15 protein-coding genes are annotated in these 19231 nt (G+C 64.9%); 5 read left to right on the top strand and 10 right to left on the bottom strand.

The annotated features are described in order from the left end of the window. Positions 1-6 precede the first annotated feature (6 nt). The 4 genes from IFR14_RS15850 to IFR14_RS15835 form a co-directional block, all read right to left on the bottom strand. Complete coding sequence (locus IFR14_RS15850; protein ID WP_161578639.1) at positions 7-840, bottom strand: ABC transporter substrate-binding protein; 834 nt, start codon at positions 838-840, stop codon at positions 7-9. Positions 841-1272: 432 nt separating this feature from the next. Beyond that, complete coding sequence (locus IFR14_RS15845) at positions 1273-2613, bottom strand: aspartate aminotransferase family protein (RefSeq protein ID WP_137243634.1); 1341 nt, start codon at positions 2611-2613, stop codon at positions 1273-1275. Positions 2614-2661: 48 nt separating this feature from the next. Further along, positions 2662-4479 (bottom strand): glycoside hydrolase family 3 protein, encoded by a 1818-nt coding sequence (locus IFR14_RS15840; protein WP_137243633.1) that lies wholly within the window; start codon positions 4477-4479, stop codon positions 2662-2664. Continuing rightward, positions 4479-5753, bottom strand: a complete 1275-nt coding sequence (locus tag IFR14_RS15835) for an MFS transporter (protein WP_124769843.1) — start codon at positions 5751-5753, stop codon at positions 4479-4481. The genes IFR14_RS15840 and IFR14_RS15835 overlap by 1 nt, the downstream gene beginning before the upstream one ends. Positions 5754-5937: 184 nt before the next feature. Between IFR14_RS15835 and IFR14_RS20985 the strand changes: the two genes are divergently transcribed. Both IFR14_RS20985 and IFR14_RS15825 read left to right on the top strand, forming a co-directional pair. Further along, positions 5938-7044: a TetR/AcrR family transcriptional regulator gene (locus IFR14_RS20985; protein WP_240044057.1), complete on the top strand. Its 1107-nt coding sequence runs from the start codon at positions 5938-5940 to the stop codon at positions 7042-7044. 1008 nt (positions 7045-8052) lie between these two features. Then, a complete protein-coding gene (locus tag IFR14_RS15825) occupies positions 8053-8616 on the top strand; it encodes a class I SAM-dependent methyltransferase (RefSeq protein ID WP_161578638.1) in 564 nt (187 codons plus the stop codon). 459 nt (positions 8617-9075) lie between these two features. Here the strand turns inward: IFR14_RS15825 and IFR14_RS15820 are convergent, their stop codons facing one another. Then, on the bottom strand, positions 9076-10074 hold the full coding sequence (locus IFR14_RS15820) for an arsenic resistance protein (RefSeq protein WP_240044056.1): 999 nt from the start codon (positions 10072-10074) through the stop codon (positions 9076-9078). Positions 10075-10141: 67 nt separating this feature from the next. On the opposite strand from IFR14_RS15820, the gene IFR14_RS15815 reads away from it, so the two are divergent. After that, positions 10142-10588 carry a MerR family transcriptional regulator gene (locus IFR14_RS15815; protein WP_124769839.1) on the top strand — a complete coding sequence of 149 codons (447 nt, stop codon included), beginning with the start codon at positions 10142-10144 and terminating at the stop codon, positions 10586-10588. A 77-nt stretch (positions 10589-10665) separates the two neighbouring features. On the opposite strand, the gene IFR14_RS15810 is transcribed toward IFR14_RS15815, so the two are convergent. The 3 genes from IFR14_RS15810 to IFR14_RS15800 form a co-directional block, all read right to left on the bottom strand. Next, complete coding sequence (locus tag IFR14_RS15810; protein WP_124769838.1) at positions 10666-11406, bottom strand: hypothetical protein; 741 nt, start codon at positions 11404-11406, stop codon at positions 10666-10668. Then, positions 11403-13052, bottom strand: a complete 1650-nt coding sequence (locus tag IFR14_RS15805; protein WP_137243632.1) for a hypothetical protein — start codon at positions 13050-13052, stop codon at positions 11403-11405. The genes IFR14_RS15810 and IFR14_RS15805 overlap by 4 nt, the downstream gene beginning before the upstream one ends. A 170-nt stretch (positions 13053-13222) precedes the next feature. After that, positions 13223-13933: a hypothetical protein gene (locus IFR14_RS15800; protein WP_137243631.1), complete on the bottom strand. Its 711-nt coding sequence runs from the start codon at positions 13931-13933 to the stop codon at positions 13223-13225. A 459-nt stretch (positions 13934-14392) separates the two neighbouring features. On the opposite strand from IFR14_RS15800, the gene IFR14_RS15795 reads away from it, so the two are divergent. Both IFR14_RS15795 and IFR14_RS15790 read left to right on the top strand, forming a co-directional pair. Further along, on the top strand, positions 14393-17083 hold the full coding sequence (locus tag IFR14_RS15795) for an AAA family ATPase (RefSeq protein WP_161578637.1): 2691 nt from the start codon (positions 14393-14395) through the stop codon (positions 17081-17083). 619 nt (positions 17084-17702) lie between these two features. Then, the gene (locus tag IFR14_RS15790; RefSeq protein WP_161578636.1) at positions 17703-18131 is read left to right on the top strand and encodes an HIT family protein; all 429 of its coding nucleotides are present in this window, start codon (positions 17703-17705) and stop codon (positions 18129-18131) included. A gap of 23 nt (positions 18132-18154) precedes the next feature. Here IFR14_RS15790 and IFR14_RS15785 read toward each other — a convergent pair whose 3' ends face one another. Together IFR14_RS15785 and IFR14_RS15780 are read right to left on the bottom strand one after the other, a co-directional pair. Further along, on the bottom strand, positions 18155-18652 hold the full coding sequence (locus IFR14_RS15785; RefSeq protein WP_137243627.1) for a hypothetical protein: 498 nt from the start codon (positions 18650-18652) through the stop codon (positions 18155-18157). Continuing rightward, a complete protein-coding gene (locus IFR14_RS15780) occupies positions 18649-19224 on the bottom strand; it encodes a toll/interleukin-1 receptor domain-containing protein (RefSeq protein WP_137243626.1) in 576 nt (191 codons plus the stop codon). Before IFR14_RS15780 ends, IFR14_RS15785 begins: the two co-directional genes overlap by 4 nt. Positions 19225-19231 lie beyond the last annotated feature (7 nt).

Here is a 19231-nt window from a genome sequence, read left to right as displayed (position 1 = left end):
CTGCTGTCACGAGGAGGGAACCGGAAGATCCAGATCGGGGTGGAGGGCGTTGGCGATCTTCGTCAGACCCACCATGACCGAGATCGACGAGTCGGTCTCCTGCGTCGGCACCTCACTGATTCGACCGTTCTTCACCGCGGGGAGGTCGGGGAAGTTCTCCTCGAGGAACGCCTTCTGCGTCGCGAAGTCCTGGCCCGGGAACGTGCCGACGAGGATGACGTCGGCGTCCGAGGCGGCGAACTCCTCTTTACTGACGTAGACGGAGTCAGAGGAGAAGACGTTCTTGCCGCCGGCGGTGCTGATCAGGTCATCGTAGATACCGCCCGCCAGGACGATCACGGGGCCGGATCCGCCGTTGAAGTACGCGGTCTTCACCGTCGGCTTGCCCTGGACGGCCTTGACGACCTCCTCCTTTTCGGCATCGAGCCGAGCGATAACTTCATCGGCCTTCGCCGAGACGTTGAAGATCGTGCCGTAGTCGCGGAGCGTCTTGGACACGGAGTCGATGTTCCAGATCTTCGTGCTCTGTGAATCGGTCGCCCCACAGAGGTTGGCGCCGTAGACGGTCGCCCCGGCCTGCTCGAGCTGCTCGACCGACGCGTAGCCCTGTGAGGCGTCGAACGCGAACCCTTCCAGCACCTGCCCGGTGACGAAGTCCGGCTTCTCGCTCAACAGAACCTCTTTCGACGGGAACCCCATCATGCTCCCGATGGTCTGCAACCCATCCGCCGCCTTCGCGACCGAGTCCGGGTAGGGGGCGTAGTCCGCCTGGACCGCGACGATCTTGTCCCGGAGTCCGAGTGCAAGGAGTGCTTCGGTATTGGACTGCCACAGGCTCACCACACGGTCCGGCGCAGAGTCGACGGTGATGGTCCGGCCGCAGTTCTCCAACGACACCGGATACCCGGTCGCGGCAGTGGCGCTTGTGGGCGCAGTCGAACCCGGTGCGCCGCTCCCGGCGCAAGCGGTGGCAACCAGGAGAAAGACCGAGGCCGCCCCTGTCGAGGAGATGATTCGTCGGGCAGGGGGTCGCATGGGGCTCCTTTACTAGCGCGGATACACGGTTCTACGTCTTGTAGAAGACTAGCTCGTTTCGCGAGAAGACAAGCCGCACGTTGGTCCGACGGGCTCCTGTGAGCGAGCTATTGCCCTGGACCAGGCGCTCGCCGATGGCAGGATTGATCACCGCGTGGCGGCTCATGCTGGTTCTCTTTCGATCGGAACGGGGGTCGGAGTGGTTAGCCGCGCCGAGCCTGAAACCATGGACCGCGTTTAGGCCTCGAGGTCGGCGATGATGTCCTTCACCGTCTCGATGTACGACGTGATGTCGTCGTCGGTCATCGCCAGCGACAGCGAGAACTCACCGCGAGCGACGGGGAAGAAGCCCCGATTCGCGAGTTCGAGCGAGAAGGTCTGTGTCTTCTCGGCGTCGACGTTGCGCCAGTGATCCCGTTGGGTCTCCACGGTCATTCCCGCCTCGAGGCAGTACGCGTAGGCGAGTGATGAGTAGCCGCTCCCAAAGATCGTGAACGGACTCCGCCGCGCCGCGGTCCACTCACCGACCTCGGACAGGATGCGCCCGGCCATCGTGTTGAGCCGGTCGTACGCCGCTTCGTCGAGTGCGGTCATACACGCGATGCCGGCGATCAGGGCGAGCCGGTGCCCGTGGTGGGTCCCGGAGATCGGCACACGGCCGTCGGCGAGCACGCCCATGACGTCTGCGCGGCCGCCGATCGCGCCGAGCGGTAGCCCGCCCCCGATGATCTTTCCCATCACGGTGATGTCCGCATCGATGCCGTATGTGTTTTGCATGCCGTGGAACGAGGCCCGCAGGGTCATCGTCTCGTCGATGACGAGCAGGATGCCGAGTTCAGCGGTGACCCGACGCAGCATCTGGACGAACCCCTTTCGCAGCACGACGTGGCCGCCCGCGCCGCTTTCGAGTTCGACGATCACACAGGCGAGGTCGTCGGCGTGCTCGCGGAGGATGCGTTCGGTACCTGCTTCGTCGTTCTGCGTGAGCATGACCACGTGCTCGACGACCGCGTCAGGGATGCCCTCACTGTCGGCGACCGGACGGGGGTTGCTGTCTGACCCGTATTCCTCGCCACCGTGCGGGTGGGCGGATACGCTGACCGGGTCGGTGAAGCCGTGGTAGCCGCCCTCGAACTTCGCGATCAGGGTTCTTCCCGTGAACGCGCGTGCAACGCGAATCGCACTCATCACGGACTCTGATGCCGAACACGAGAACTGCACCATGTCGATCGAGGCGACGCGGTCGATGAGAATCCGGGCCAGTGCCGCCTCCTCCGCGACCGGGTTGCCGAACGACGTGCCCGAAGGAATGGCCGCGATGAGCGCCTCGCTGATCGTCTGGTTGCCGTGACCGAGGATGTTGACCGTGAAGTTGTTGTTCAGGTCCAAGAGCCGGTGTCCGTCGACCGTGTCGATGTACGCACCGTCGCCGCCCTCGACGAAGACGGCGTGGGGGCCGAAGTTGAAGGACGTGCGGCTGTAGCCGCCGGGGATCACCGCCCGTCCCTCCGTGGTGAGCTGGGCAGATGTGGCGAACTTCTCGCTGAAGCGACGAGTGGCGGATTCGAGCGTGAGCATTGTGGTCTCCTTGGTCGGTCTCGGTGACAGGTTCGTGGGTACGAAGGGTCAGGGGGTGGTGCGACGGCGGGCAGGGAAGGTGAGTCCGTGACCGAACGCGAAGAGCGGGTCAGCGGTGTCGAAGGGCACGTCGGAACGGGATGCCACGACCGCCTCCATGCTGGAAGGGATGTCGAAGGGAAGTCGTCCCCTGGGGGCGTCGAGGCCGGTGAGGACGTCGAGGAGCGCGGAGGAATCGGCGCCGAAGTTCGCGATGACGGCAGCTGCCGACTCGACGATCGGACCGAGCATCGCGGGCCGGTCGAGGAAGACGTCGACGATGGTGGGCACTTCGCCGGCAACCCGATCGATGTGATCGATCAGGTCCGCGGGGAATTCGAGGGATCCGGCATGGAAGTAGTTTTCGAACGATGTCGAGCGCTTTTCGAACGGGGCGTGGATGCGCAGGATGGCGACGTCTGCTGCGGAGGGTTCATCGACAACGGTCCCGTATTGGGACGCTACAGCCGCATTGATGCCTTCCACGTACAGCCGGAGTCCGGGTGCCAGGGGAAGGATCCCGTCGCCGGCCGACTCGCGGTTGGTGAGCAGTGTCAACGATGCGCGTTGTGCCCGGAGGCCTGCTTCCCGGAACTCGGGTGCTCCGACGATGTGGGCTGCGCGAGTCTCGTCCACGTAGGGGTTGTCGAATAGTCCGAGGGTGAACTTCTCGCGGAGCAACCGGCGGGCAGATTCGTCGAGTCGGGCCTCGCTGATCTCTCCGACTTCGACCAGCTCGACGAGCATGTCGGGAGTGGCTTCGCCGCCAAGCTGGTCGACGCCGGCATCGATGGCCCTCCGCATCCGTTCTCGTGGTGTCAGGTGTTCGACACCCCACGCCCGAGCAGGGAACGGCTCGCCGTCGACGACGGCATCGGTGAGCAGCCCCCAGTCGGTGCAGACGATGCCATCGAACCCGAGCTTCTCGCGTAGGAGTGTTGTGATGACCGATTTGTTGAAGCCGAAGCCGACTTCCTCGTACTCGGTTCCCACAGGCATGCCGTAGTAAGGCATCATCTGGGTGGTTCCCGCTGCGATTGCAGCGATGAACGGCTTGAGATGGTGGTCGAACATGCCCCCGGGGTAGACCTGCTCACGGCCGTAAGCGAAGTGGGGATCCTCACCGTCCTTCTGTGGCCCGCCGCCGGGGAAGTGCTTGGTCATCGTGGCAACGGAGGCGGGCCCAAGCTCCGCTCCCTGGAAGCCGCGGATGTATGCGGTCACGAGCCTGCTGGTCAGCTCGGCATCTTCACCGAACGTGTCCAGTTGCCGTGCCCACCTCGGTTCCGTCGCAAGGTCGACCTGCGGATGCAAGGCCACGCGGATACCGACGGCCGTGTACTCCTGGCGGGCGGTGTCTGCGAATTGCTCGACGAGGTCCTCGTCCTGCGTCGCGGCCAGACCGAGCGCCTCCGGCCAGACCGAGAACGATCCGGCGAGAAGGCCGGCCAGGGGGTTGTCGCTGTAGGAGTTCCGCGGATCGGTGGAGATGGTCACCGGGATTCCAAGCCGGGTTTCCGCTGCCAATCGTTGGATGTTGTTGTTCCAGGTCGCCATCGCCTCCGGGGTGCCGCCGGTGAGGAGGTTGAAGTGGTTCATGTGGCGGCCGACCACGTACTCGCTGTTGGAAGGGAGATCGAACTCCCTGTCGCCCGTCGAGAGCTCCCCGTCAGGACCCATCGTGATCATCGTGTGGAAGAACAGTCCAGCCTTCTCCTCGAGCGTCATCTGTCTCAGGAGGATCTCGACGCGCTCCGAGACGCTCCGGCCGGTGTCGAAGTAGCTCTTGTCGACTTCGGTCCCCTCTTGGCTGGTGGGTTCCTGCATCACTTGGTTCCTTTCACGCGGTAGACGACGAGTGCGCCAGCGAGTGCCGCTGCGGCACCCACCAGGTAGAACAGCGAGTACCCGCCGATCGCGGTGGAGGCGCCCAGTGCGATGACCGCCGGGGCAATGGCCGGCGCAATGGACTGCGGCAGTGCGTTGGCGATGTTGATCACGCCGAGATCCTTTGCCGTGTCCTCGACATCGGGCAGCACCTGGGTGGCCAACGCGAGGGAGACTGACAGGAACGAGCCGATGCCGAATCCGATCAGGCCCTGCCCGAGGATGACGATGCTCACATCGGGTGCGAAGGCGAGAACCACGAGCCCCCCGACCATGATGAGGCCGGCGGCGAGGACGAACGGTTTCCGGCGGTTCAACCGGTCCGACAGGTAGCCCGCGAGCGGACCAGAGATCGCCTGCGCTCCGACTGCGGCGAGGTTGGCGATGAGGATGACCGTGATCGCTTCGTTCTCGGTCTGGCCGAACTTGTCGGTCAGGTAGAGCGGTAGGAATGTCGCGACGCCGGCGTATCCGAACATCACGAGGAAGGTGGTAAGCCATGTCCAGCCGAAGTCTGGGTTCTTGCGTGGGTTGAACGCGAAGGAGCCGATGAATTCCTTGAAGCCGTACCGCTCGGCGGGACGAACCAGACGGACGCTGTCCTGCAGCAGTAGGGCGAAGAGGATCGTGAAGAGCAGTCCGACCGCGCCGGGCACGGCGAAGCGAGTGAGATCGGAATCGAGGAAGTTGACCGCGAACGTTCCACCGAGAATCCCGAGCGATGTCGTGATGCCGATGATCCCGGATGCAAGCCCGCGCCGCCAGACAGGGACCTTGTCAGCGATGGTGGCATTGAGCGCGGAAAGCGCACCGTTGAGGGACGCCTGAACAAGGCACCAGCCGGCAAGCACCACCCACACGTTGGGCGCGAGGCCGATTACAACGAGAGCACCGAACCCGATTGCGGTTCCACCGATCAACCATGGGCGGCGCATCCCGAACCGGGACATGGTGCGATCTGAGAGCCGCCCAACCAGCGGGTTGAAGATGATCGCGAACAGGCTCCCGACGCCCATCACCAGACTGAGCGCGCCGAGAGACTCCTCGCGACTCGACGTGATGTGCTCCAGCTTGAACGCCAGCGAGACGAACACCGGCGTAAGGACAGCCAGGTAGATGCCGAAGTTCGCCAGACCCAGCGTGGGTAAGTAGGCGGCGGATGTCGGGCCGACGGGTGTGGATCGGGTAGGGGATGGAGTGGACTTCTCTGTCACGACGGGCTCCTCAGGATGGCCAGATGGAAGTTATGGCTCTCAATGTAACTGAATCTCGTTGCTTATGTAACTCAAAGTAGCCCCGAGTGTAACTTTTGGGTTTCGACCTCATGACAAACTGGTGCATGTGAGTAGTACGCAGGTGTCCCGAGCCGATGCTGCTTGGCGAACACGACAGAGCATCGTGCGCGAATCACGCCGCGCCTTCGCGGAGGACGATCTGCTGGCAGTGACGGTTCAGGACATCGCAGACCGGGTCGGAATCTCGCGTCCCGGTCTCCTGAAGCACTTCGCGTCGAAAGAGGCGCTGCTCGACGCCGTCGCGCAGGAATTCGATGACGAGACCGGTCAAGTCATGGGCTCCAGCCCTCTCACGGTTGAGGTGGCGGCCCGGCTATCACGCAGCGTGGACGGATACGCCGCTCTGTCAGCGATCCTCCTCTCGCGTGCCATGACCGGGGGTAGCGATCAGGCCGCCTCGCATTCCCATCACCGACGACTGCTGACGGATGAGTCCAAGCCCATATCTGACGGGGTGCGCACTCGGGTGGCGGTGTGGGAGGGGCTGCTCGTCATCAGCCGGTATCTCCCGGAGCTGAATCCTCCCGGGCTGTTTGCACGTGACACAGCGAGCGGGGATGGGGGCGGTTCTGTACCCGCCCTTCGCCCGCGGCCCCTGGCGATCGACACCGTCTTGACTGAACGCAGCGGATACGAGCCGGGGCATAGGCGCCGGGCGCGGATCGTGGCCGATGCCACGACAGTGTTCGCCGAAAACGGATTCGGGGCCACCACCATGAGAGAGATCTCCGAGCGGGTGAACGTCGCGCCCTCCACCTTGCGACACCACTTCCCCAGCAAGACCGACCTGTTCGCCGAAGTCATGCGACAACGCGACAACGACATGGTCACGAGGCGAGCAGGTGCGGTACTCGATCCGACGGAGGAACTACTCGCCGTCGGGGTGGAGGCCGCACGAGACGCAGGAGCGGAAAGCGGGCTGATCGGTCTCTATGCCGTCTTGTCCACCGAGGCCGTGTCGCTCGAACATCCCGTCCATGGGTACTTCCGGGAACGATTCGTCCGGACGATCGCTTACTTCGAGAACCTCTTTGCTCGCGCGGCCTCGGACCAGAGTCTGAACCTGGATGCACGGTTCGAAGCGACACGGCTGATCGCACTGTGGGACGGTCTGCAGTACCAGTCGATACTTGAAATCGGGTTCGATAGCGCCTCCGACTTGCCCCGGATTCTCAACGCCCACGTCGCGGAGGTACTCCAGCACCAGTGAACCCCGTGCGCCTCCACCAGAACCCAGCCGATTGAACGCGTGGTGGCGGGCCATGACGCTCAAGAGAGATGACGCCGATCGTTCAACTGCCCCCACCTGCGCTTGCCGCCGCGCACGACTCCCGCTGTAAGCCCATTGCTGCACTTGCTCGACAGCCATAGGCCACTCTCGATGTATGCGAGATGCTCGAGGGACCGCACCGGTGCAATGAACTGCAAGTTCAGCGCACCCCCGACACCCACGTTGTTGGGGGGTGAACAAAGCTAGGACCGCGGCTCCGAGTAGAATGCCTGCGCCGACGATTAGGGCGGTCCTGTTCCCGTCTACGAGCACATGTGCGCCTGTGCCACCGCTAACCGACGTGATGCTGTCGGCGACGCCGGCGAGGATTGCGAGGCCGAAGGCCATACCGATCTATTGGGCGGTGTTCAGTAGCGCTGACGCCATGCCAGCTCGATCAGGTGCGACTCCGCAGACGGCAGCCTGCATGAGCGAGGTCGTTCCCAGCCCGACGCCGAGCGCTACGAGAAGTATCGCGGAAGCCTTCAGCGTCCAGGAGCCGCCTGCGACGGCAATCGTCGAGAACCAGAAAACGCCGATCGCGCAAGACTGCATCGAGGGCGGCGACGTAGCGGGGCCGCTCCTCAGCAGTAGCTTCGGCGCTATGCCTGCGCCCACGACGATGCCGATAGCGAAAGGCAACCATGACAGCCTGATCCGGAGAGGACTGAATCCTGCAAACCGTTGCATATCCAGGGTGATGATGCAGAGGTGGGGCCGGTCGCTGTAAACGTGAGACCTCTCAGCCCTGCGGCGAGTGCGCGCCGCAAACGAACGTTTCTGCCTCGTCACGCAAGGGGTGCTCGGGAACGCTTCCGAAGGCGGTAGGTCGGAACTCGGTTGTGGCGGACACATTTGGGGCCGACAGTGCACTTGACGTAACGGGCCTGTCGTGTGCGCTAATGGGCTGAGCCAAGTAGGCGAGTTAGAGCGACCTCAGGGATGGGAATGAACATCTTCGATACATTCGTCGTCCCGAGGGGCGCGGATGGAGAGCGGGGCGCTGATCTTATGGAGAAGACCGGATCCGCGCTGCGCGAGCTCGCGACGGCGGCACTGGATGTTCACGATGCGGCGCACGTGCTGGAGATCGGATTCGGGCCAGGAATGGGTTTGGAGGCGCTGCTCGCTCTCGTGCCCAGAGGACAGGTCACCGGTCTCGATCCTTCGCTGCTGATGCACCGTCGCGCGCGATCCAGGAATGATGACGCTGTTCGCAGCGGGCGTCTCGAACTCGTTGTCGGTGAGGCGAACCAGATGCCCTTCGCCACGGGACGTTTCAATGCTGTCCTGGCCATAGACAACGTCCACTTTTGGGCGGATCGACCTGCTGCGCTCCAACAGATCCGACGCGTCATCGACGGCGCTCCTGCCTCGCTAGTGCTGGCCCTCAGCCCGCAATCGGGCGGTTCGGCTCGAGCAGTGACTCGCGACCTCGCCCGAGCCTCGTTCGAGGTCGACTACCAGAACGAGTCCCTCAACGGTTTCCTCATCCGTGCCACAGCGACGTAGTCCTTGGCACTGGGCGCCACCCTCCCAGACGAGGCGTGTCAGGAGAAACACAACATGGCGCCGACCCGGAGGTCGGCGCCACCGCTTGCACTGGGCGCTAGACCTCCAAGTCGCGGAGCCGTTGCTCGACGGAACGGGTTGTATCGCGACGTAGATTCTGCGCGGGCCGTAACTCGTCGGTCCGCTCACCGCGCATCGACCATCATGCGTGGTGTGACCCGACGACGGGTTCGACGCCGACGGCTCCGAAGGAGACCGACAGTGACAACCAGAACCAAACCGGCGATTCCCATACCTGAACGGACGGGAAGTAACTGGCCGCCGGTTCCTTTTCCGTGGGCACTGATTCGGCTGTCGTGTGACTGCTCCCAGCGGCTTGTGCTGCATACGGGTGACCCCAGCGGATTGCGCAAGTATCAGCGCTCTCGGCGCCTGAGTTACTCACAGGTGACGGTCGGATCAGCGGACCGATTTTCGGTCCTGAACCAGCCGTGGAAGGAGCCGCACGAACACGACCATGCCGACCAGCTCGACGAGCGTCTGCGTGACGACTACCACGGGCGCGAGCGCGAGTGACGCGGGTAGCGCGAGCGCGAGTGGGAGGACGACGAGGCTGTTGCGGGTGGCACCACTGAACACCAGGGCACGGGTTGCCGGCACGTCGAGGCGGAACAGGCGCCCGGCACCCGTGCCGACGAACGCCATGACGACGAGGAACGCCGCATACAGCGGCACGAGCACGAGCAACTGCAGGGCCGCGGTGCTCACCGCTCCCGCCTGCGAGGCTACGACGGTGAACAGCGTGGCGACCATCAGCGGCACCATGAGCGCCAGCATGGTGCGTTCGATCCCGCGCCCGATCCGGTGCCGCTTGGCGAGCCGCTGGGTCGCCGCGGCCGCGGTCAGTGGCAGCACGATGAGCAGCAGGAATGCGCGCACGAACGGGCCGAGCTCGACGGCCGCGACACCGCTGGGACCGATGAACAGCAGCAGGTAGACGGGCAGCAAGAGGATCTGCGTGAGCATCAGCAGCGGAGCCGCCGCGAGCAGGCGCTCCGCGGCTCCTCCGGCGAGGCCGGCGAACACGATCACGTAGTCGATGCATGGCGTCAGCAGCACCAGGAGCACCCCGAACAGCAGCGCCGGTTGATCCGCGACGAACCGCGACAGCCCGTAGGCGACGAGCGGCACGATGACGAAGTTCACGACCCCGACCGCGCTGAGGAATCGGACGTCGCGGAGCGCGCGGCCGATCGCGGCGAACGGGACCCCGAGGAACGTCGCGAACAGCAGCAGCGCGAGCACCGGCTCGATCGCCACTTCCAGATGGTGCGCGCCGGGCAACAGCAGGCCGAGGACGCCGCCAGCAGCGATCGCCGCGAGATAGAGGACGATCTGGTGACGTTCCAGCCACGGCACGAGCGCCGTCACGAGCTGAGATCGAGCATTGAGGGGCACGAGGCTCAACCGTAAACGTTCCAGCCGCTGGAAGGTCAATCCGTGGTCCCGGCCGTAGGATCGGCGCATGCGCATCTCAGAGGTCAGCAAGCGCACCGGCGTCGCACCGACCGCCTTGCGCTACTACGAGAGCATCGGCCTCATCATCCCCGGCCGCACCCGCAACGGCTACCGCGACTATGACGCCGCCGTGCTCGGGCGGCTCGACCTCATCGAAGCGAGCAAAGAACTCGGCCTGCCACTCGCTGACATCGGTCGGCATCTCCGGTCGCTGGAGGACGACTCCTGCACCGACGTTCGCGACCAGCTCCGCCCGCTCCTGGCGGAACGGGTGCGCCAGATCGACGAGAAACGCGCCCGCCTCGATGAGCTGCGCGCCCGCCTCGAGCAGGCCGATGTGGGGCTGGCGAACTGTCCAGATCGAGCCGAACACTGCTCGACGGAATGCGTTTTTCAACCGTCTGAACGCATGGCCCGGGGCGAGAATTCCGGCAGGTTCTCGACGCCCGATTGACGTGAGTCGCTAGTAGTTGACCTAGTGTCGACATCCTGGGGAGTGTCGATCTTGCCCGTCGCGCAGAGCGGGCCGCTCTAGAACTCCAGACCCCCGCCAGACCCGGGCTGGCGCAGCGGGTGAGCGTCGCGGTGGGTATCGTCTGAGCGCGGTCGGAGGACTCTGCTTGAGAACTTCCGAGCTAACTCGGTTAGGCGTCCCCTCGAATCCTGCGGCTGCACGTCTTCGGAGCGCTCGGGCAGACCCAACTCCAGTGCCTGTTGGCGATTGGCGCGGAGGTCCCGAAGGTACCCCGCGGCCGGGTCCTCGTCCGGAGTCCAGTCGATAAGACGGGGAGGCTCTCGCCAGCTAGAAGCGGAGGTCGACGGCGCGGTTTGTGGGCTCGCAGGCACGGTCTCTACCGCAGCTTGGTGAACCTCGTCTAACGGGAGGTACAGGTCCGGGCGCCAAAGCGGCCCGCCGGTCTGCGAAAGGACTCGGTCGACGCTCTCGAGCTGTTCGTCGATCCCTGCATCTCGACCGAGCCACTTGCCTGCCAAGGCATAGTACGTCTCTAGCCAGGAGTCAGGGTCTCGGTGGATGTCGTAGTCCGATGCCCCGGTGAAACGGAGGAGCAGGTCCATCTGAGTCTCAACGATCCTCAGTTGGATATCCTCCTCCATCCGAGGGCCGTCGCCGTGAATGTCCTCGTAGTCGTCGCGCACGTCGTCATAGTCCGGCTGTGGCTTGCGGAATCGTAACCCGTGGCGATACATCGCCACCCATTCGTTCTGGTCCTGGCTCAGGTCCGACGAGGGGCCAGTCTGTTCCTCGCTCATCCTGCGATCCCCTCGCTCAAGGCGGTCCGGCTGGCTCGGCGCCGCACGACACGACGAACGACGAAGGGCGAGGCACCGAGGAGCGTTGTGGCGGCAGCGCCGGCGGCGAGCGTGGCGCCGTCGAAGCCGGTGCTCGCGAGCTTCTGTCCGGGGCGGTCGATGAAGAGCGTCTGCTCACCCTCCTGCCCACAGACACCCTCGCTGAGGAGCACCTGCTTCGTGTCATCGGCATACGTGCGCTCGATCCAGTTGACCCCGGTGCCCATGTCGCGGGTGGCGGTGAAGGTCGGCCCGGGGATATCCGTGCGGCCGTCGATCATGATCGGTGCCGATTCCGTCAGGTATTCGGTCGTGGCGTCGCAGACGGGCTGACCGTCGGTGATGCGATAGGCGGTGAAGGTCTGCACGGCGGTATCGGGGTAGAGGGCGACGTCTTCATGGTGGGCGGTGTCGCCGTACTGCTCTCCCTCCATCACCGACGGCACAGCCTTCGTCGTGACGCGGGGGATGACCGTCGTCTCGTCGGGCAACCCGAACGCGTCGTGCCAGGATCCCTGCAGGACGGACTTCGTCCTGTCGGACTGCTTGTCGAGGTCGAGTGACCAGACTGCGGTGATCGGGCCGTCGGCTTCGTCAGGTCGGGGGAAGCTTGCCTTCATGACGTCGCCGACCTCGTCACAGGTGGCGATGGCCGTGCCGAGCGCCGGCCGACCTTCTGGGACGTCGGGGAGGCCGTCCTCGCCGGGGAGCTTGGCGTAGATTGCGACGTCCCAGATGACTTCGACGCCTTCGCCGTCCCGGTTGCGCCGCCAGGCGGTGCTGGTGCTGTCGGGGGAGAGGTCGCAGGTTGCGTGGTCGATGATGGTGCCGCCGACGGGGACGAGGGTCTGCTGCATCTCGCTCGTCACGATCGGCTGGAAGATGGTCGAGGCGGTGGTGCTGGCTTCGGAGGTGAACGGGATGGGGGAGCGGTTCTCGCTGCCGCGGGCGAGGCGCTGCTGGCCGGGCGTCTCGTACATCCACGCCTCGGACGCGTAGCCGCCGGGCGTAGTCCAGGAACCGTCGGCCCGGATGTCGTAGTCCGCGACGCCGTCGACGGGATCCCCGGTGATGTCGATGCGGGATCCATTGCCGACGACCACCGAGGTCGCACCGGTGCTGGTCTCGTGCGCGCCGGTGAGAGTGAGCGTGCCGGTCGCGGCTGCGGGGTCGACGGTCACGTCAATGTATCCGGTGGTGCTGTCGGTCATGGTGATGGTTGTGGTCGCCGTGTTCGAGCCAGCTGCGGCAGCCCAGTTCTCACCGACCCATGCCCAGATGCTGTTGAACGCTGCGATCACGGCGGCGTCGTGGCCGTCGGCCTTCTGGCCGATGTAGTGGATGGCGCCGTCGTAGCCGGGGTGGTTCTGCGAGGTGAAGGCGTAGACGAACGCGGCGACTGCTGCGGCGGTGTCGTTGTCGGTGGTCTGCCCGAACTGAGAGAGGCCGGCGTTGAACATTGCGAGTTCCGTGCCGCCGACGTCGCGCGTTCCGGCTGTTGCTCCGATGCCGCCCACGAGCGTCCCGCCGCCGGTGGCGCCGGATGGCCAGTCGGCTTGGACGTCGATGCAATACGCGAGCGAGCCGTCCGGGGTGACGTAGTTCACGAGCTGGCCCCAACCGTATGCGGTTGCGGCTCGAGGGGATGGAGTGGCGCTGTCCGCAGTGGCCGAGGTGTCGTCAGCGGCGCGAACCGAAGCACTCGCCGAAAGGGCAGGCAAGCTCAGAGTGGTGGCAAGCAGAATCGACGCGCCGGCCGCGCTCAGGATGCGCCGGCTCATGCGGCCTCCTCCACCCGGGCTCGGCTTCGTCGGCTCCGCACGGCGAGGGCCACGCCCGCCGCGATCGCGAGCAGACCTCCCACAGCGCCGGCGATGAGGAGTTCTTCGTTCGCACCGGTGACGGCGAGCTGTGGACGCTTGGTCCCGACGCTCCCCCCAGAGCGGTCTGCAACGACATCGATGGCGGTCCCGCCGCTCTCGTCCTCGTCGTCGACGGGTGGCTCGGTCTCGTCGACGTCCTCCGGGTCAACGACGGCCGGTTCGGCGACATCGACGACGGACGAATCGTGAACGATCAGGTCGAGACCTTCCGGATCGTTCGGGTTGTCGAGCGTCCAGGCGTATCCGCCGGCGGCCGAGACGTTGACGCAGTCGCCGTCGTAGCTCCACTCGGAGCCTGTCCAGGTCGCGGAGAACGAGCCGACCGTCGCTGCGTCGGCGATCGAACCGACCAATGGCCAGCCGTCATACGGCCCTGTGAGCGCCGCGGTGATCGGTTCGATCGCGATGCCGTCCTGGGTGCCAGAGACGTCGAGTGCGAAGCCGACGCAGTCGCCCACTTCCGCTTGCGAGGGGCTCGCGGAACCTGAGGCGGTAACAACGGCGGCGGGTGCTGGCGCGTCGAGTGGGATCGCTGGACCGGTTGTACCGAGCGCGGTCGCACTCAATGCGGTCGCTGCGAGTTGCAGTGAGAGGGGCAGTGCCATGGTGTCCTTCCGTCGCTTGCGCGAGTTGAGGTGATCGCTGGTGCGTCACCTCCTGATCTTGTGGAGGGCCGGATGATCAGGCGGACGCCTCCTGCTACTTCGGCGCTCTGTTCGGCGTCGGCCCGTCCCCACCCCAACGCCGTCGAGGCTGGCGGCGCGCGGGCACACGTTCGGTTCCGCATTCGGGCTGCCGCGCCTCGCTCCGCTCGCCTTGCCCTCGAACGGCCGACATGGCCCAGAGTGTTGGCACATATTGACCAGCAACGGGCATCCATGACGGGGCCGCCAATGAAGGAGGGGCGAGGGGGGCATGCCCCAGACCCGGGGCCGGAGGCGACAGGGATAGGGGTGTCGAGTCAGGGATGCACGCAGGCACCGGGGTGGCCACGTCCGCGTCAGCTATCCGCCAGCGGCAAGAGCTAGCGAGGCGGAACGACCGCCTGCGGCAAGGAGATGCTCGTGCGTGGCGGCATGGTCAGGTGGAAGCGAGGCATCGCTTCGCAAGGGCTGAAGCAGGCCGTCGACTACGCGCTTGGCGGTTCCTGCGACGCAACTGTCGGCACCCCCACTGGCGTCGCCCGCGCGCTCGGCTACGCACCCGAGACAGTGACCCGCTTCATCGTCGAGAACGAGCAGATCACCTCAGACCAGCTCGACCGACAGAAGCTCGCCGCCTGGGTCGCCGGTCGTGATCCCGACACCGAGGTCATGCGCGGCATCCGGAACCCTTCACCACGAGCAGATCTGCTACTGGACGCCACCATCAACGCGTCGAAGTCGTTCTCCATCGCGGCGATACTCGACCCAGAGATCGCAGCCGCCTACGACGCACTCCAAGACCGCCTCCGCGAGCGAATCATCCTCGCCTGGCGGCGTGAGCTCAACGCCCGCCGTGGGAAAGCCGGCCACCGTCGCATGCCGCTGACGCGCATCGAGATCGTAGAGCTTCGTCACGCGCGGTCGCGCGCACTTGATCCCCACCAGCACCGGCACCTGTGGCTCAACATCAAGGTGCTCGGAGAGGACGGGCGTTGGAGCAACATCGATTCCCGCGTAGCACTCCGCTTCCAGACCGTCATCAACGCTGAGGGCGACCTCGCCGCAAGGACGGACCCGGAGTGGATTGCAGCGCTCGCCAGGAGGGGCTTCAATATCGGCGACGACGGCGAGATCGAGCATCTCGCTCACATCGTGCGGCCGTTGTCGAAGCGGTCTCGTCAGATCGAGCGGAACCGAGCCAACCGACTCGACGAGTGGCGGCTCGAACACCCTGGCGTTGAACCTACGCCGCAGGACCTGACCGCCTTCGACCAGTGGGCCTACGCGCACGAGCGCCCGGCGAAACCTGTCGCGATCGATGAGGCTGACTGGGTGAACCTGATCCGCAACGAGATCATCGAACTCGACCCGAAACTGGCCGAGAAGCGAGCGCCAGCGGCACCGGTGGTGAGCAACTTTCATGATCTCGACATCGATCTGCTCGCGAGGCGGGCGGTCGCCGATGCTGACCAACGCTCGACCCCGAGTGGAGGACGATTCAGCCGATTCGACGTCCACGCCGGCGTACTTCGGGCACTCGCCACAACGGGCGTTGTCGCTGGGCGATCCGAGCTCGAGTCACTGATCGAGCAGGTGCTTCAGCGGGCTGTCGTCGAAGGCTGCACGGATCTGCTTGGCGCAGGCGACGTACCTCCGCAAGTGAAGGGCTACCTCTCCAATCACACCGCGACGCTGAAGCGGAAAGTAGAGCGCCGCATGGTCGAACTCGCGTCCCCCGGACGGTCTCTGACCGAAGAGGCGGTCTCCCGCGCCGAGCGCGCGTCCTGTCTAAGCGGCAGCTTGCTCGATGAAGGGCAACGAGCCGCCGCCGCAGTGCTCGCGGGCAGCGATCGGCTCGTCACCGTGACCGGCCCAGCAGGTACCGGCAAGACGACCATGCTGCGCGTCGCCTGCGACTTACTCCGTCACAACGGCCGCCGCCCGCTCCTGCTTGCGCCGACGCGGAAGGCCGCACAGGTGGCTGGTGCCGAGACGGGCGCAGATGCAGCGAGCGTGCATGAGCTGCTCCGAGCCCACGGCTGGACCTGGAAGACAGATGACGCCGGCCGCGATGTCTGGACGTGGGAACGTCCAGCAAACCCGATCCCTCGCCGCTACCGACTCCGACGCAACGACCGCGTCATCGTCGACGAAGCCGGCATGCTCGACCTCGAGGCCGCACGCGCGCTCTGCATCACCGCAGAGCAAACCGGCATCGACCTGGCCTTCGTCGGCGACCCGATGCAGTTGCGCCCAGTCGGACACTCCGGAGCGATGCTATTGGCGACCGAAGCCGCGACAGCATGCGTCGATCTCGAGGACGTGCACCGCTTCCGCAAGCCAGATGGAGCGATCGACCACGAGTACGCGCAGCTTACGGTCGCGCTGCGCGATGCACGGAGCGAAGATGATCGCCTTGCCGTTGCAGATCGTCTCATCGCCGGCGGGCACGTCATCGAGCTGGAGCCTGGCCAAGATCTGACGGTCTACCTCGCCGAACGGTATCTCGCAGACACCGCGGCAGGGCTACGTGTTGCGGTGGTGACAGCGACGAACGAGGAGGCGCAGCGCATCAATGACACGATCCAGCGACTCCGGCTCTCGCGGGGCGAGCTGCGGCCACATTCCGTGCTCTTCGCGCAGGACTCGCAACCCATCTACGAGGGGGACCTCGTCCAGAGTCGAGCCAACGAGAAGAACCTGGGCGTGAGTAACCGTCAGCTCTGGCGAGTCCGCAGCATCGCCGGTGAGCACGCCTCGCTCGAATCCGTTTCGGACCCAAGCCGTGTTCGAAACGTGCCCGCGAGCTACATCGCTGAGCACGTTCACCTGGCTTACGCATCCACGGCGCATGGTGCCCAGGGCGAGACCGCTGACGTCAGCTACACATCGGGTGCAGTGAACGGTGCGGCCGTCTACGTCGGTCTCACTCGCGGGAAGCTTCAGAACGCCCTGGTGCTCCCGCCGAGGGTCTTCGACCTCCGTGAGCAGATTGCCGAACTGCTAGCGCTCGGCGCTACGGAAGCGACCGTGAATGCCACACGGCACGCGGCGCGGGTCGATCTTGAGCGTGCGGCGCGCACAGGGGCCACAGCCGAGGCGACCATATAGCGCTCCCGTGTGGCACTCCCGCCAACGCGTGCAGATGTGAACGCGCGCGCAAACTGTCGTTGGAGAACCAACAAAACGACGGGTTCCCAACGCAGAGTGTCGCCGTTTCCAGCACAAAGTGTCGCTCCGAACACGTCCGAGTAATTTTGCAGATCCGAGGCCGGGATGGGGTCATCTGGTGGCGACACCTTATCGGCTGCTTAAGACGGCATCGAGGAGGCAGACGCCTGCCTTGGGGGACAGGGATCCGCGGGACTGAGAATCTCAATGGACGGCGACTCCGGCGGCAGAGGGCTCGTCGGTCGGCGAGCGAAGAACGAAGCCACAATCGCGGCGATTGAGAGGAGGCCACCTACGAGGAACGCGGACAGCGCCCCGGCGGCCGTGGCCGACACCTCCGGGGGCCAGGGGGCGTAGCCGTCGAGTAGCAGATCCATGCTTACGTCGTGGTCGGGAAACAGTATCTCCGCGGCTGATCCCTGTTCCGTACTTCGGTCGCGTCGTCATAGAGGGGCTACGGTTTCAGCACGGCGTCACTTGCCTAGTAACGCTGAACTTGTCGTCAGGAAGCTGAGACACTAGGTTTCTGCCCTGCCTGCCTACGGATGCGAGGTGCCCCGTGATCGTCCGCGATACCTGCCCGTTCTGCGCCATTGTCGCGGGAAATGCACCGGCGCGAGTAGTCGCGGAGACTCCAACTTCGGTCTCGTTCCTTCCTGACGTGCCTGCGGTGCTGGGGCACGTCCTCGTCGTGCCGCGTTGTCACGTGAGCGACCTCTGGGACCTCGACGAGGAGCAGGCACGGGCACTCGGCGCAGATGTGCTCGCCACGTCGAGAGTTGTGCGCGACGCATTACAGCCTGCAGGCCTGAATATCATTCAGTCGAACGGGGCTGCAGCCGGACAGTCGGTTTTCCACCTGCATGTCCATGTCGTACCGCGCACAGCCGACGATCGGATGCCCGATTTGTGGCCGAAAGATGCGCATTGGGATACTGCGCAACTGGACTCGGTTGCGCGGGAGCTACGGTCCGAAACGTTAGGGTAGCGCGCGAACTGGAGTTCCGCTAATCAAGTAGATGCGCTCGCCGAGGGACCAGGGCTGGGCGCCAACTTGCTGCTTGGCAAGCTCGATATGGCTGCGCTGAGCAGGATGATCGCCAGGGCTAAGCTCAGTATGAGCAGTGCTCCATAGAAGACACTGAGACTCACGGAGCGTAGAGTCGGCCACCATCTGATCTGTCTGGCGTATGACACGGGACTTAGGGCGAACCCGGTGACATGCTTTGATGCGACATCGGCGAACATCAGGCGGAAGGCGCGCTCCTGCCGAAGGAAATATGCGTCGAGGAACCAGAACGCTAGCACTGCCACCAACGCAAGGAACGCTAGCAAGGCATCGCCACGTGTCGCCGCGAACCCAAGCAGCGCCGAGGTGAGCGTGAGTGCCCACCCCTTCAAGACGAACGAGTTGTTCGCCAGGCGAGCGATGATGGCCTGGACGTAGTCCATGTGCTTGTGCCAGTCAGCTCGATCGATCTCGGCTCCCTGCGGCTGCACTTCACTCACAGTCTCACGCCACTTTCAAATCGCGCCTCGCCACGGGCGAAGGATTTGAGGGATTCTGCTCGCCTTCCCGGCGTCACCGCGTACGGGCGCGGGCCGTAGGGCGAGGACGACTTCTCGATCGTTCGATACAAGCCGAGGTACTCTTCACCGTCGAAGCTTCCGACACCGAAGTCTTCGATCGGAAGGACGGATACCCTATCGCCGCCCTTTGCTGCGTCGAAGTACCCGAGTTCCCAAGGCATCCATCGTGACTTGCTGGCGGCTCTGGACGTCGCATAGATTAGCGACTTCGAGGCGCGCATGCGTTCACGAAGAAGAGCCGCTGTGGACGACGAGACGCGGGACCGATCGAGTTGAGGATCGGTTATCCAGTCGACGTAGACGGTGAGCCCTTGAGCCATGAGGAGGGCCCGCAGCCCGTAGATCAGTTGGGCATCTCTACTGCTGTGGCTGAGGAACACATCAAACCCCGTGAGCGCCCGCAATGAGTCGATCTTCAAACGGGCTTCTGCAATGTTGGAGGTGACCGTGCCCGCGTTCCGCCGGAGATCGAACGTTGTGAAGTAGGCCATCCGTTAC

The organism is Plantibacter sp. CFBP 8775 (genome assembly GCF_014839505.1).
Classification (GTDB): domain Bacteria; phylum Actinomycetota; class Actinomycetes; order Actinomycetales; family Microbacteriaceae; genus Plantibacter; species Plantibacter auratus.
This window is presented reverse-complemented; position numbering and strand designations above follow the sequence as displayed.

Coding starts and splice junctions, on each gene's coding strand:
- IFR14_RS15845 (WP_137243634.1), bottom strand. CDS start 2,613: ATGCTCACGCTCGAATCCGCCACTCGTCGCTTCAGCGAGAAGTTCGCC.
- IFR14_RS15840 (WP_137243633.1), bottom strand. CDS start 4,479: ATGCAGGAACCCACCAGCCAAGAGGGGACCGAAGTCGACAAGAGCTAC.
- IFR14_RS15825 (WP_161578638.1), top strand. CDS start 8,053: ATGAACATCTTCGATACATTCGTCGTCCCGAGGGGCGCGGATGGAGAG.
- IFR14_RS15815 (WP_124769839.1), top strand. CDS start 10,142: ATGCGCATCTCAGAGGTCAGCAAGCGCACCGGCGTCGCACCGACCGCC.
- IFR14_RS15810 (WP_124769838.1), bottom strand. CDS start 11,406: ATGAGCGAGGAACAGACTGGCCCCTCGTCGGACCTGAGCCAGGACCAG.
- IFR14_RS15800 (WP_137243631.1), bottom strand. CDS start 13,933: ATGGCACTGCCCCTCTCACTGCAACTCGCAGCGACCGCATTGAGTGCG.
- IFR14_RS15780 (WP_137243626.1), bottom strand. CDS start 19,224: ATGGCCTACTTCACAACGTTCGATCTCCGGCGGAACGCGGGCACGGTC.